This is a genomic window from Thermosynechococcus sp. M98_K2018_005 (assembly GCF_015295825.1).
Classification (GTDB): domain Bacteria; phylum Cyanobacteriota; class Cyanobacteriia; order Thermosynechococcales; family Thermosynechococcaceae; genus Thermosynechococcus.
This window is the reverse complement of the sequence record NZ_DVEH01000021.1, coordinates 23,673-36,881: the sequence shown is the minus strand read 5'-3', so window position 1 is coordinate 36,881 and position 13,209 is coordinate 23,673. Positions and strand designations below refer to the sequence as shown.

The 13,209-nt window shown below is 54.0% G+C and carries 12 protein-coding genes; 9 read left to right on the top strand and 3 right to left on the bottom strand.

The annotated features are described in order from the left end of the window. Positions 1–178: 178 nt before the first annotated feature. A complete protein-coding gene (locus IGQ15_RS02730; RefSeq protein WP_297048431.1) occupies positions 179–1,525 on the top strand; it encodes an LCP family protein in 1,347 nt (448 codons plus the stop codon). Here IGQ15_RS02730 and IGQ15_RS02725 read toward each other — a convergent pair. After that, entirely contained in the window at positions 1,522–2,178 is a 657-nt protein-coding gene (locus IGQ15_RS02725) for an ATP-dependent Clp protease proteolytic subunit (RefSeq protein ID WP_297048429.1), read from the bottom strand. The two genes, IGQ15_RS02730 and IGQ15_RS02725, sit on opposite strands and share 4 nt — an antisense overlap. 108 nt (positions 2,179–2,286) lie before the next feature. Between IGQ15_RS02725 and IGQ15_RS02720 the strand changes: the two genes are divergently transcribed. The 7 genes from IGQ15_RS02720 to IGQ15_RS02690 all read left to right on the top strand — a co-directional run bounded on the left by IGQ15_RS02720 (position 2,287) and on the right by IGQ15_RS02690 (position 8,976). Beyond that, positions 2,287–3,120: a prohibitin family protein gene (locus IGQ15_RS02720; RefSeq protein ID WP_297048493.1), complete on the top strand. Its 834-nt coding sequence runs from the start codon at positions 2,287–2,289 to the stop codon at positions 3,118–3,120. A gap of 85 nt (positions 3,121–3,205) precedes the next feature. Further along, entirely contained in the window at positions 3,206–4,564 is a 1,359-nt protein-coding gene (gene lysA, locus IGQ15_RS02715) for a diaminopimelate decarboxylase (protein ID WP_297048427.1), read from the top strand. Between the two features lie 20 nt (positions 4,565–4,584). Next, on the top strand, positions 4,585–5,463 hold the full coding sequence (gene cdaA / locus IGQ15_RS02710) for a diadenylate cyclase CdaA (protein WP_297048424.1): 879 nt from the start codon (positions 4,585–4,587) through the stop codon (positions 5,461–5,463). A gap of 22 nt (positions 5,464–5,485) precedes the next feature. Continuing rightward, on the top strand, positions 5,486–6,235 hold the full coding sequence (gene uppS, locus IGQ15_RS02705; RefSeq protein ID WP_297048422.1) for a polyprenyl diphosphate synthase: 750 nt from the start codon (positions 5,486–5,488) through the stop codon (positions 6,233–6,235). Positions 6,236–6,293: 58 nt separating this feature from the next. Then, the gene (upp, locus tag IGQ15_RS02700) at positions 6,294–6,956 is read left to right on the top strand and encodes a uracil phosphoribosyltransferase (protein ID WP_297048420.1); all 663 of its coding nucleotides are present in this window, start codon (positions 6,294–6,296) and stop codon (positions 6,954–6,956) included. 3 nt (positions 6,957–6,959) lie between these two features. Continuing rightward, complete coding sequence (gene thrB / locus IGQ15_RS02695; protein WP_297048419.1) at positions 6,960–7,865, top strand: homoserine kinase; 906 nt, start codon at positions 6,960–6,962, stop codon at positions 7,863–7,865. Between the two features lie 40 nt (positions 7,866–7,905). Continuing rightward, positions 7,906–8,976 (top strand): RuBisCO accumulation factor 1, encoded by a 1,071-nt coding sequence (locus tag IGQ15_RS02690; protein ID WP_297048417.1) that lies wholly within the window; start codon positions 7,906–7,908, stop codon positions 8,974–8,976. A 7-nt stretch (positions 8,977–8,983) separates the two neighbouring features. Here IGQ15_RS02690 and IGQ15_RS02685 read toward each other — a convergent pair whose 3' ends face one another. Next, on the bottom strand, positions 8,984–11,017 hold the full coding sequence (locus IGQ15_RS02685; protein ID WP_297048415.1) for a polysaccharide biosynthesis tyrosine autokinase: 2,034 nt from the start codon (positions 11,015–11,017) through the stop codon (positions 8,984–8,986). A gap of 215 nt (positions 11,018–11,232) precedes the next feature. Then, positions 11,233–12,354 (bottom strand): SLBB domain-containing protein, encoded by a 1,122-nt coding sequence (locus tag IGQ15_RS02680; RefSeq protein ID WP_297048413.1) that lies wholly within the window; start codon positions 12,352–12,354, stop codon positions 11,233–11,235. 111 nt (positions 12,355–12,465) lie between these two features. Here IGQ15_RS02680 and IGQ15_RS02675 point away from each other — a divergent pair, with 111 nt between their 5' ends. Further along, a complete protein-coding gene (locus tag IGQ15_RS02675) occupies positions 12,466–13,188 on the top strand; it encodes an ABC transporter ATP-binding protein (protein ID WP_297048411.1) in 723 nt (240 codons plus the stop codon). Positions 13,189–13,209 lie beyond the last annotated feature (21 nt).

Here is a 13,209-nt window from a genome sequence, read left to right as displayed (position 1 = left end):
AGCGGAACGGTGTCCAATGCCCAGCGCATAAATCTCAGGAACTGGCCGAAAAATAGAAACAAGCCTGGGCAGTCCAATAGGTATAAGTGTGGGATCAGTAATCAATCCCCTACACTAGGGACAGGGGTTGCGTCCACCCGACTAGCCCGCAATTCGTTTTTATTTCGGGAGTGAATTTGTGGCACGAGGCGTCAAACAACGTAAACTGGTGAGTTCTACTGTGGGTGGTCGGGGAAGTCAAAGAGGGTCTCAAAAGAGCAGGAGTCAGCGATCGCGCCCTTCAGTGTGGCGTACCCTAGGCTGGATTGCTGCCTTTAGTGGTGTGTCCTTGGTCTCTGCCTTTGCGGGCATGACGTTTGTCTTGATGTCACCCTTTCAGGGCACTAACCATCGGGGACAAGGCGATCCCTCTTGGCTGGAAATGATAACGCGGGGGTTGCAGTATGGCATGGGTCGGCCAGTGAACCTCCTAGTGCTGGGGGTAGATAAGGTCTTGGATGCCCCTGAAGGTTCTGCGGAACGCTTCCGTGGTCGCACCGACACCCTCCTACTGGCGCGGTTTAACCCTGAAAATGGCACGATAACCGTTCTCAGTATTCCCCGTGACACCCGTATTGAGATTCCCGGTTATGGCATCGACAAAATTAATGCGGCCAATGTTTATGGGGAGGTCGATCTAACGGTGCGGGTGGTGAGTAAAACTCTCAACTATACCCCCATTGATCGCTACATTCGCATTGATACAGGTGCATTTCGAGAACTGGTGGATTTGGTGGGGGGGGTCGAAGTCAACGTGCCCAAGCGGATGGTTTACACCGATCACACCCAAAAACTCTACATTGATCTTCAACCAGGGCTGCAAACCCTGAACGGGGAGCAAGCAGAGGGCTTTGTTCGCTTTCGTTACGATGAACTGGGGGATATTGGTCGTGCCCAGCGGCAGCAAATGCTGATTAAGGCGCTGCAAAAGAAACTGGCCAATCCCATCATGCTGACCCAGTTGCCGAAAATCTACGGTGTTCTCCGAAAATATGTGGATACGGATTTAACCTTTGCCGAACTGATGGCGATCGCCCAATTTAGTCTGCGCATTGAGCCAGATAACCTCCGTTTGATCCTGCTGCCGGGACGCTTTAGTGAGAGCTACTGGCTTCCTGACTATGACCGCATTGATCGGGTGGTTGCTGAGCACTTTAGCGATCACCCCTCGAAGCTGATTGACCATACGTGGCGTGAAACGAGTACGCTGCGCATTGCTCTGCAAAATGCCTCCGGTAGCAGTGAGGCTGCCCAAGACATGGCGGATTTTCTCGCCCACCACGGCTATACCAATGTAATCATTAGTGAAGAGTGGTATCAGCAAGCCCCTGAAACAGAGATTGTGGCACAGCAAGGGGATATTGGAGCTGCGCAAATGATTCGTTCCGTCCTTGGCATGGGGCGAGTATCCCCCAACTCCACAGGGGTGCTGTCTTCGGATATTACGATTCGCATTGGTCGCGACTGGGCAGCCGTCTTGCACTAGGTGAGAGTGGCGGGTAGTTTCTTGGTCACTGCTTCGGGTTCGAGGATGCGGTCAATAATGCCGTATTCCTTGGCCATTTGCGGCGTCATATAGAGCAGCCGATCCATATCGCGGGTAATGCGCTCGGGGGGTTGACCGGTATTTTGCGCCAAAATTTCTACCATCATCGCCTTAGTGGCCAGTACCTCCTTGGCACGAATTTGGATATCGGTGGCTTGCCCTTGGGCATAGCTCTTGGTTTGGTGCAGGACAATCGTGGCGTGGGGTAAGCTGGCGCGACACCCCTTGGTACCGGCAGAGAGCAACATGGCTGCCATCCCCATTGCTTGACCAATGCAGATCGTATGCACAGGGGGCTTAATGTAGCGCATGGTGTCGCAGATAGCAAAGGCTTCCGTTTCAAAGCCAATGGGTTCGCCATCGTAGCGGGAGGTTCCCGTCGAGTTGATGTAAATGCGGATCGGTTTTTCGGGATCGTCGTATTGCAGATAGAGCAGTTCCGCAATGATCAGCTCCGTAACCGCTGGCACCAAAGGCATGCCGAGATAGACGATCCGCTCCTTCAACAACAGCGAAGGGAGGTCTGGAGGTGGGGTGCGATAGTAGGCATCACCATAGTAGGCTGCTTGGACAGCAGTAATGGGCAACCGCATAGGACGCTCAGCAAATGACAGACTATCTGTACTCTAGCAAGGAATTGCCTTCAGGATCGGTGGGAAGCACTCCCCCTATAATCAAAGCAGCAATCCAATTCTTTGGCCATGAATCAACTCCTCAGTTCGCGGCTTACCTCCTCAGTGGTGGCGATCGCCATTGTCTTGCTGGTTGTCCTTTTGAATGCAGTAGTGATTATTAATCCCGGCCAAGCAGGAGTGCTGAGTATTTTGGGTAAAGCTCAGGATACCCCCCTCCTTGAGGGCATTCACTGGAAACCGCCGTTTATTGCCAGTGTGAATGTGTATGACGTAACCGTACAGAAGTTTGAAGTGCCGGCGGAAAGTGCCACCAAAGATTTACAGGACATTACCGCCAGTTTTGCCATCAACTTTCGCCTAGACCCCATGGCCATCGTGGATGTGCGCCGCACCCAAGGGACGCTGGAAAATATCGTAGCCAAAATCATTGCTCCCCAGACCCAAGAGGCCTTCAAAATTGCCGCTGCCCGTCGCACGGCGGAGGAGGCCATTACCAAGCGGGATGAACTCAAGGAGGATTTTGATCATGCCCTTAGCGATCGCCTAGCCAAGTACCACATTCTCGTACTGGATACCAGTGTTGTTAACCTTGACTTTTCGGAGGAATTTTCCAAGGCCGTCGAGGATAAGCAAATTGCTGAGCAGCGGGCCCAACGGGCGGTCTATATTGCCCAAGAGGCGGCTCAACAGGCGCAAGCGGAAATTAACCGTGCCCAAGGGAAAGCGGAAGCCCAGCGCCTCCTTGCCGAAACCCTCAAAGCTCCGGGTGGTCAGTTAGTGCTGCAAAAGGAAGCGATCGAAGCATGGCGCGAAGGAGGGGCCCAAGTGCCCCAAGTGATTGTGCTCAATGGTCAGGAAGGGCTGCCCCCTTTTTTACTGAACTGGAGTGCCCAAAAATAGGCAAGGGAGCGATCGCCCAAATCCCCCTAGAATTGAGAATAGCGATTTGTCCTTATTATTCTTTGATTTCTCGCGATATTGACCCATGATCTCCACCCCCGTCCCCCTTGCTGCCAATCAACAAATTTTACCCCTGACTGCGCAAACCAATGCCCGAGGCCATCTCACCATTGGTGGGTGTGATGTGGTGGAGTTAGTGGCACAGTTTGGCTCTCCCCTCTACATCCTTGATGAATTCACCTTTCGCACCGCTTGCCGTCAATATCAAGACACCCTTCAGCAGACCTATGGCGGTGAATTTTTGGTGCTCTATGCCTCAAAGGCTTGGAACTGCTTGGCCACCTGCGCCCTTGCCCACAGTGAAGGCTTGGGGATTGATGTGGCCTCCGGGGGTGAACTCTACACTGCCTTGAGTGCGGGGGTTCCTGCCAGCCACATTTACTTCCACGGTAATAACAAGTCCCCCCAAGAACTCCTCTATGCCCTTGAGGTCAATTGCACGATTGTTGCCGATAACTGGCTGGAACTAGAGCGCCTTGCTGCCTACGTTGAGGAGCATGATCTCTCGACTCCACCCCGCGTCATGTTGCGGTTGACACCGGGGATTGAATGCCACACCCACGAATATATCCGCACTGGGCATCTAGACAGCAAATTTGGCTTTGACCCGCAACAGTTTCCAGAGTTGCTTCAGTTTGCCAAGGCGCATCCCGAACTGGACTGGGTCGGACTCCACGCCCACATTGGCTCACAGATTTTTGAGGAGCAACCCCATTTAGACCTATGTGATGTCCTTGTGGATTGGCTGGCTCAAGCCCGTGAGGCCATGCTACCCATGCGCGAACTGAATGTGGGAGGGGGGCTTGGCATTCGCTATGTAGACTCCGATAATCCACCGGCGATCGCCCACTGGACAAAGGCAATTAGCCATCAACTGAGTCAAGCCTGTGAGCAACGTCACCTTCCCTTACCCAAACTCATCTGCGAGCCGGGTCGCTCCATCGTTGGGCCTGCGGCAGTGACTGCCTACACGGTGGGCAGCCGTAAGATAATTCCTGAGCTACGCACCTATATCGCTGTGGACGGTGGCATGTCCGATAATCCACGACCGATTACCTATCAGGCGCAATATACAGCCCTGTGTGCCAATCGCATGACCACTGCCGCCACAGAAACCGTGCGTATTGCCGGTCAGCACTGCGAATCGGGCGATATTCTGCTGCCCCAAGTCACCCTACCCCCCCTGCAAGCCAATGATATTTTAGTGGTGGCCAGTACAGGTGCCTATAACTACAGCATGGCCTCCAACTACAATCGTGTGCCCCGGCCGGCGGCGGTGGTCGTCTGTGAGGGGGAAGCCAACCTGATCCTGCAACGGGAAACCTACGCTGATTTGGTGGCCCATGATGTCTTGCCCCTGCGATTGAGCACCCCCACCCCTTAGGAGGTGACGAGCACGATGGGATGATCAGCCTCCTAGGGAACTTGTCGTGGCTGCTGCTGTCTTCGGAGACACTGGCCAAGGTGCGAACAGTCGTGGATGTGGTTTTGGTCTTGGCCTTGACCTACGCTATTTTGCGGGTTGTGGCCGAGCGGCGAACCCTCTGGATGATACGGGGCTTTATCTTCCTCCTGTTGGCGACCTCCCTCAGTCGTGCCATTGAGCTACAGTTTTTGAGCTTTGTACTTCACAACTTAGTGATTGGTTCTGCAGTAGCCTTAGCCGTCATTCTGCAGTCGGAAATTCGCATTTTTCTGGAACAATTGGGGCGAGGACAGTTTTTGGGCTTTGTGCAGCCCGTGGCCGAGTCGAGTCTTACCAATGATGCTGTTGATCTGATTGTGACAGCAGTGAAGGGATTATCTCAAGATCGTACGGGGGCACTCATTCTCTTAGAAACCCATACAAAGCTCAGCCCCCAAGATTTTACCCATGCGGGAATCGCCCTCAATGCCCGCCTTTCACCAGAACTCATTACCTCAATTTTTCAGGCGAGTTCCCCCCTGCACGATGGGGCAATTTGGGTGCGGGGGGCTGAAGTGATTGCTGCCAAGTTGATCCTACCGCTCTCGGATCGCACGGGGCCTTGGCAGTTGGGGACTCGCCATCGCGCTGCCCTAGGGATTACCGAACGGATTAGCCACTGTGTCTGTGTAGTGGTCTCTGAGGAAACGGGGTCAATTTCCCTTGCCTTTAAGGGGGAGCTTCAACGTCCCCTCACAAGCAGTAAACTAGGGGAACTGTTGCGGCAATATGTGCAGGATCAAGGGACGGGAACTTCACAACCCCGTCAACGTCGACACAGCTTAAAATTTTGGAAGACTGTATGGCCACTGCGCTAATTTCCGCCGATAGGATGTGTCCATGACGCTACAGCCCCATTCACTCATTGAGTTACCCGATGATTTGGATCGCGATCGCCTGCCTCGCCATGTGGCGGTGATTATGGATGGGAATGGCCGCTGGGCGAAGCAACGCAATTTACCGCGCATTATGGGGCATCAACGGGGGGTGGATACCCTCAAGGATCTGCTGCGCTGTTGCAAAGATTGGGGCATTGCAGCCCTGACCGCCTATGCCTTCTCCACAGAAAACTGGGGACGCCCCCTGCCGGAGGTGGATTTTCTGATGACCCTCTTTGAGCGGGTGTTGCGGCAGGAGCTAGCGGAAATGGTTGCCGAGGGTGTGCAAATTCACTTTGTGGGTGACTTGGCGTGTTTGCCGAACTCCCTACAAGCGGAAATTGAGCGAGCGATGACCGCTACGGCCAATAACCAAAAAATTAAATTTGTGGTGGCAACCAACTATGGTGGGCGACGGGAAATCATCCACGCTTGCCGTTCGATTGCAGCCCAAGTAAAAGCGGGACGCCTTGACCCTGCGGATATTGATGAAGTGCTCTTTGAACGCCATTTGTACACGGGTGGCCTACCGGATCCCGATTTGTTGATTCGCACCAGTGGCGAGATGCGCGTCAGTAACTTTTTGCTGTGGCAGGTGGCCTATTCAGAAATTTACGTCACCAAGACCCTCTGGCCAGATTTTGACCGCGCTGCTTTCCATGAGGCGCTACGGGATTACCAACAGCGACAGCGGCGATTTGGCCGTGTCTAAAGGGGACGATTTCGGTGGACAATAGGAAAGCCCGCCGGGTACGTACTGGAGCAATACTGTGACCCCCCAATTGCGCATTTATGTCCCCCCTCATCCCCTCATTCAGCATTGGCTAGCAGTTGCTCGCGATCGCAACACGCCCACCCCCTTATTTCGGGTGGCAATGACAGAACTGGGGCGATGGCTGGCCTATGAGGCGGCGCGGGAATGGTTACCAACGGTGGAAACAGTGGTTGAAACGCCCCTTGCCCCCTGTGCAGCGCTGGTGGTGAATCCCCAAGTACCCGTCGTGGTCGTACCGATTCTGCGGGCGGGTTTGGCCTTGCTGGATGGTGCCCAAGGGGTCTTACCCACAGCAAAGACGTACCACTTAGGGATTGTGCGGGATGAGGCCACCCTTGAGCCCAGTTGCTATCTCAATAAGTTGCCCCCGCAGTTTGACCCGCAAACCCGTGTCCTTATTAGTGAGCCGATGCTGGCAACAGGAGGTTCGATCATGACAGCAATGCAGGAGTTGGTGCAGCGGGGAATTGACCCAGCCTTGGTGCGAATTATTTCCGTGGTCACTGCCCCGCCAGCGTTGCAGAAACTCGGTGCTCATTTTCCCGCAGTGCAAGTCTATGCGGCAACGATTGATGAGACATTGAATGAGCAGGGCTTTATTGTGCCTGGCTTGGGGGATGCGGGCGATCGCGCCTTTGGTACCGGGGAGGAACCATAACCCATGATGACAGTGGTGACTGTGCCAGCAACAACGGCCAACTTGGGGCCAGGGTTTGACTGTCTGGGGGCGGCTTTGACCCTCACCAATACGTTTACCTTTTCCTTGAGCGATCGCCCCCATGTCAGTGTGCGGGGCACTGAGGCAGCCGGTGTCAGCAGTAGCTCCGACAATTTGGCCTATCGTGCCTACCACCGTTTCTATCAATACCTAGGGCGTGAAGCCCCACCCGTTTACTTAGAGATTGATCTGGGGGTTCCCCTCGCACGAGGCCTAGGCAGCTCAGCGACAGCAATTATTGGTGGATTGGTGGGGGCAAATCGGCTGGCGGGCTTTCCCCTCAGTCATACCGAGGTTCTAGAATTGGCCATTGAAATGGAAGGCCACCCGGATAATGTGGTGCCTGCCTTGCTAGGGGGCTGTCGTCTTGCTGTCCCAGAGAGTGCAGGGGGATGGCATTGGCTAGAGATTCCTTGGGATCAGGATGTGGTGCCGATTGTGGCGATTCCAGACTTTGAGCTAGCCACGGAAACAGCGCGGCAAGTGCTGCCCCCCCACTGTACCTACAGTGATGCAGTTTTTAATATCAGTCACCTTGGTGCTCTGCTGCGGGGTTTGGAAACGGGTCAACGGGAGTGGCTGCAACTGGCCTTGGGCGATCGCCTGCATCAACCCTACCGCCAAAGTCTGATCAAAGGTTATGCCGATCTCCACAGGGCGGCTCTTGAGGCGGGTGCCCACGGTTTGGTTATCAGTGGAGCAGGCCCCACTCTTTTAGCGCTCGGAGATCCCGTTACCGCTTCTGCCATTGCCACCGCCCTCAAGGAGACCTGGGCAAGGTTTGATGTGCAGGCACGGGTGGAAATACTGGCAATTCAACGCCAAGGGACAACGGTGCGCGATCGCTAGCAATCAATAGAATGCTTCCCTGCTGCTAGGAGGTGATTGGATGAGTCAAGAACAGGATGCCCTGACAACGGAAGTGCTGCAACGCCTACGCCGCAAAGAGGGAACTTGGCAGGATTGGGGGGCAGGATGCCAGCAACTGCAAAAACAGGGGCTCTCTCCCCAAGCAATTTTTGAGGCCACGGGCATTGAACCCATTCACCAAAATCAACTGATCATTGCCCTGCAAGTGAGTCAGAGCCTACGGGAAGCCCCTGAATCTGTGCGTGCCTATTTTCAAACGCGGGGCAGCGATCTGCTCTATGAACTGCGGGTCTTATCGGCGGGCGATCGCCTTGCAGCAGCCACACTTATTGTCGAGAAACAACTGGATGTCACTGCGGTTCATGAGGTCTGCCGTGCCCTCAAAGCGGTGAGCTATCAAAAGGATGATAGTGAAGGCTTTAGTGAGAGCGTCGGCGATCGCATTGGTCGCTACTATTGGCAACTGGCGCGGCAGCAACGCGATTTAGCCCAGCGATCGCGCCTCATTGCTCAGGGCTTTCGCTTTGTTGAATCCGCTACAGGTCGCCAAGCGCTTGAAAAACTGCTGACGGACTTTACTGTGGTTCCCGCTGCTAGCCAACCCCGACTCCCCCTTTACCGCTTGGATTCCGCTGAAGATCTGCCCTACCTCGTTCCCGTAGCAGGAACAGCCCCCCTCACTGCCACAGCCTTGAAGCAAGTACCCCAGTTAACTTCTACGGGCGCTTTTCAATTAGTCTCTATCCCCCAACCCATGACCCTAGTGGCTCTCCCCAGTTGGCAAGTTCTCCTGAATGCCATTGATCCAGTCGCGGTGCTTTGGCCGGTGGCAGAGTTACCCACAGAATTACCGCCAACGCCAGAGGGATTCCCCATTGAACAGGTGCTCCTAATTGTGGATCGCGGGCTTCCAGAATGGGAGCGCGATCGCTACCTGCTGATTGCCCCTGCGGCTAGTGATACTGTCCAACTCGCTTGGTTTCCTGAACCGCCTACAGTCTCAATTCTTGGCCAACTCCTGCTGGTTCTGCGCCCCCCCCAAGTGCTGGATGAGAGTATCAACAAGGAACTCTGGTTCTTTGAAGAATAGCTTAACTTTAGGCGAGATTAACCACAACGCCTAAAGCACTGACATTCCCCAAACTGTAATCTGCCAAGGCTAGTCGCACAGGCTGCTGGGGTGCCTTCAGATTCACCACCACAAGGGTCTGATCCACCAGTCCCGACCAGAGTTTGGCATCAGCAAAGTTGGCCAAGGGCGGTGTATCCACAATCACCAGATCAAAGTAATTTTTGAGGTGAGCCATGAACTGCTTGACGGTGTCCTGGCTGAGGAGCCGCATCGGCTGTTGCCGCAACTCCCCGGCGGTTAAAATTGCAAGACCACGCCGCGCCTGAGCAACGCTATACCAGTACCGCCGATGAATTAACCAATCCGCCAAGCCCTGTTCATTTGTCAGTCCGAGATAGCGGTGAATCTGGGGTCGCCGCAAATCCCCATCAATGAGCAGAACTCGCTGACCCGTGCCTGCGGCAGCAAGGGCAAGATGCAGAGCAACGGTGGTACGCCCATCGGCGGGTAGGGCTGAAATCACGGCTAACGAATGCCCCAAACCCACGGCCTGGAGGTTGGCAAACCCATGGTGAAAGGCTTCTTGAAACTTCACCCATTCCCCGACAGAGGGTAGGACTTGGGTCACCTGCCACAGCCCTGAATTGCCCTTCACCACGCGCTCTAAGCGGAGATTGGTTTGGGGGCTTGCCTTGGGAATTTTGCCAAGGAGGGGCAAGCCTAGGGCCTCTTCTACCTGTGCTGGACTGACAAACGTATTAGCGGCGGCATCTGCCACATAAATAGCCAGAACCCCCAACACAAGGCTGGTGATTGCCCCTAGCACCAACAGCAGCAAGCGCGGGAAAGTGGGTTGGACAGCGGGATTCTCTAAATCCGTCAACACCTGCCAAGCAAAGTTATTCTGCGCTAGTTGTAGTTGTACCGCCTGTCGGGCTTGATTGAGCATCTCTAGGGAGAGATTGGCTGTCCGAATCCGATTTTCAAGGCGATCAATGGCGGGGAGTTGGCTACTCAGTTGTTGTAATTGTTGGGCAATCGCCGCTTGGGGGGCTGCAAGTTCAGCATCATAGCGCCGCTGGTTTTCGTATTCAATCCACGCCGTAATGTAGTTGGCAATCAGCGTTTGTGACACTGTTCCCTGAAAGCCTAGGGCAGTGGGGTTGTCCACTTGATATTGCTCACCAATTACTTGGCTGGCAATCGCCTGCAATTGCTCCACCAAAACTCGCCGCTGTTCCTCTAGGGCTTGGATAACGGGTGTCCCTTCCCGAAAAATGGCTAAATTCTTGGCAATTTCTTGATCCAGTTCTTGAATGCGTGCCAGTTGTTGCTGATAAGCAGGGGAGGTACTCAAATTTGCTGCTGCTAGGGCTTCGGCGGGGGTCATCTTGAGTTGTTCTTGGAACCCTTGAAAACGACCGTAGGCTTCCACGGCCTTAAGGCGAGCCGCTTGGCGCAGGCTATGGATTTGGCGATACTGTTCCGTCAAAAAGCGCAGTTGTTCTGAGGGTTGCAGGCTCGTACCTCGCGGTTGGCTGGCTTGGAGTTGCTGCTGGAGTTGCTCTAATTCTGCAAGGTGCTGATTGATGTCTTTGTCAAGTTGCTCTAGGGTGCGATTGAGTTGTTCTTGGCGATCGCGCTGACTGTAGTCAACAAACGCTTCTGCGACGGCCTTTAACACTGCGGTCACGATTTCTGGCTGGCGATCGCGATAGGCCACTTCTAGCACTTTTGTTTGTGTCGGTAGTTGCTCTGTTGCTGAGCTAACCACTGGTCGAATTTCCAGATGCTCGGCCAATACCCGTGTGGTCAGATGCGGATACTGCTGCTGTAGCTTCTGGGCAATGGGCGCCAGTACTTTGTCACTTTCTAGAACGAGAATCTGTGACCCCAAATCCACTGGAGGGGTTGTGGTTGGCGGCGGAGAGGGGAGGGTCTCGGCAATGCCATCACGTGGTGTCAGGGTTGGCGCAGGCTGTGGCTCCTTCACCGGTTCCATCAGGAGGCGAAAATAGGCCTCGTACATTTCGGGTTGCCAGAGAACATACCCGCCCATGACTAAGAATGAGAGTAAAACAGTCCCTGAAAGCAGTCGCCACCGTCGCCGACAGCGATCGCTAAAAGCTTGCAGTCCATCCTTTTTAGAACTCCTTCTGGTGCTGAACCGTGATGGATTTGGCGCGCGATCGCCCGAAAGGTGCGCCTCACGATCAACAAGCCGTAAGCTAGGTATTTTTTGTGGGAGCGACATTAGTAGTATATTTATTCTCCTTAATCGAATAGATTAATCAAAATTCCCAAGGGTCCCAACGAACCTACAGGACGCAGCGCATTGCCAATCGTATCTCCCACCTGCGTTAGCCCTGACCGTTCTACCACAATCACATCCCCCTGTTGCAACACAGGATTGTTCTTGGCATTGGGTTGAGCCGCCAAGCTAAAGGGAATGCGTCGCCGACTGACCGTGCCATCGCGGTTGAGCCGCACCAGCGTCACCCGAGACATATTGGCACGTTGCACATTGAATCCGCCAGCCGCCCCAATTCCCTGAGTGAGGGTGGCATTGGCGGGTACTTCGACCAAGCCCGGTCGCACCACTTCGCCCACAACCTGTACCCGAATCACCTGTGGCGAAAACGTCGCAGAGGCCACCCGTATGGCTTCCGCCGCATTCACTTCCTTTGCCTTGGGCACCACAATCACATCATCACTGCGCAGTGTAATATCTTGGTTCGCATCCCCCGATTGAATCATCTCCCAAAGATTAATTCTGGTTACGGCAGTTTGGCCATTCCCCAGTTGGCGGCGCACTTCAATATTGCGAATATCGGCTTCTTGGGTAATGCCACCGCTTTGAGCGAGTACTTGGCTCAAGCGAGGCCATGTTAAGCCACCGGAAAGGCCAACACCAGCTGCAGAAGCTGATACAGATGTAAAAGGAACAACATAAGATCCTGGACGGCTAACCTCACCCGCCACCAGAATTTTCATAGGGCGCGGAGTCCGCAACGTAACCGTTACAGCTGGAAAGCGCATAACCTTACTATAGGCATTCAGGATCAGCTGTTCCGCTTGAGGTAGGGTTAATCCGCCCACGATGACACGCCCTGCCAGCGGCAAAGAAACTGAGCCATCAAGATTCACGGAAAATTCTTTTTGAGTGGTGACAGTTGGCGGTAAGTTGACCACTTCAATGAAAAGCACATCCCCGGCACCCAAGAGATAGTCTTGAAGGGGGTTTATGCTGGTAAAACTATAAGAGCTTGGGCTGAGGGGCATGGGTTGAGCAGTGGCTAAGCGGGGTACCATCAGTGTTGACCCAAGGGTCAATCCACTCGCGATCGCCAGCGTGATCACGGTGTTGTGTAGCTTTGGCAATGATTTGCACCCCATGATTCATTCTCCTCACTCACTTGTTTGTTCTACCATACGCCATCTATTCGCAACCAAGGTCATGAAAAAAGGCTTTAGAATGAGTGCAAATGGCCTTGTCACCTAATTGTAATGCTGGATCAGCCACTCATTTGCTTAGAACAGATTTCTAAAGTGTATGGCCAAGGGGAAACTGAAGTTCAGGCCCTCAGGGAGGTGAATCTCAACATTCAGCGGGGAGAATACTGTGCCATTATGGGGGCTTCGGGGTCAGGTAAGTCCACAATGATGAATATTATTGGCTGTTTGGATCGCCCGACCTCTGGCCGCTACTTTCTCGATGGTCAGGATGTGGCACACCTCAGTGATGATGAACTCGCCCATATTCGCAATGCCAAGATTGGTTTTGTCTTTCAACAGTTTTACTTGCTGGGGCAGCTAACGGCACTGGAAAATGTGATGCTACCCATGGTCTATGCCCAAGTTCCTCCTAAGGAACGGCGCGATCGCGCGATCGCTGCATTGGAACAGGTGGGGTTGGGTCACCGCCTTGAGAATCGTCCCAATCAACTCTCGGGAGGCCAGCAACAACGGGTGGCGATCGCCCGCGCCATTGTCAATCAGCCCCTACTCCTGCTCGCCGATGAACCCACCGGTGCTCTCGATAGCCACACCACTGCGGAAATTCTCGCCATCTTTGGGCAACTCAATGGGGCGGGCATGACAGTAATTATGGTTACCCATGAACCCGATGTAGCGGCTGTAACGCACCGCATTATTCAATTTCGTGACGGTCAAATTCTTTCCGATCGCCCCAACCTGCCTACCCCGCTGACAGCACCTGTTTTATCTTAAGAAGGGGAACAACTGAGAAAA

What these genes read in the sequence shown, in the direction of transcription:
- IGQ15_RS02725 (WP_297048429.1), bottom strand. Translation starts at nt 2,178, where the DNA reads ATGCGGTTGCCCATTACTGCTGTCCAAGCAGCCTACTATGGTGATGCC.
- IGQ15_RS02720 (WP_297048493.1), top strand. Translation starts at nt 2,287, where the DNA reads ATGAATCAACTCCTCAGTTCGCGGCTTACCTCCTCAGTGGTGGCGATC.
- lysA (WP_297048427.1), top strand. Translation starts at nt 3,206, where the DNA reads ATGATCTCCACCCCCGTCCCCCTTGCTGCCAATCAACAAATTTTACCC.
- cdaA (WP_297048424.1), top strand. Translation starts at nt 4,585, where the DNA reads ATGATCAGCCTCCTAGGGAACTTGTCGTGGCTGCTGCTGTCTTCGGAG.
- uppS (WP_297048422.1), top strand. Translation starts at nt 5,486, where the DNA reads ATGACGCTACAGCCCCATTCACTCATTGAGTTACCCGATGATTTGGAT.
- thrB (WP_297048419.1), top strand. Translation starts at nt 6,960, where the DNA reads ATGATGACAGTGGTGACTGTGCCAGCAACAACGGCCAACTTGGGGCCA.
- IGQ15_RS02690 (WP_297048417.1), top strand. Translation starts at nt 7,906, where the DNA reads ATGAGTCAAGAACAGGATGCCCTGACAACGGAAGTGCTGCAACGCCTA.
- IGQ15_RS02685 (WP_297048415.1), bottom strand. Translation starts at nt 11,017, where the DNA reads ATGGGCGGGTATGTTCTCTGGCAACCCGAAATGTACGAGGCCTATTTT.
- IGQ15_RS02680 (WP_297048413.1), bottom strand. Translation starts at nt 12,354, where the DNA reads ATGGGGTGCAAATCATTGCCAAAGCTACACAACACCGTGATCACGCTG.
- IGQ15_RS02675 (WP_297048411.1), top strand. Translation starts at nt 12,466, where the DNA reads ATGCTGGATCAGCCACTCATTTGCTTAGAACAGATTTCTAAAGTGTAT.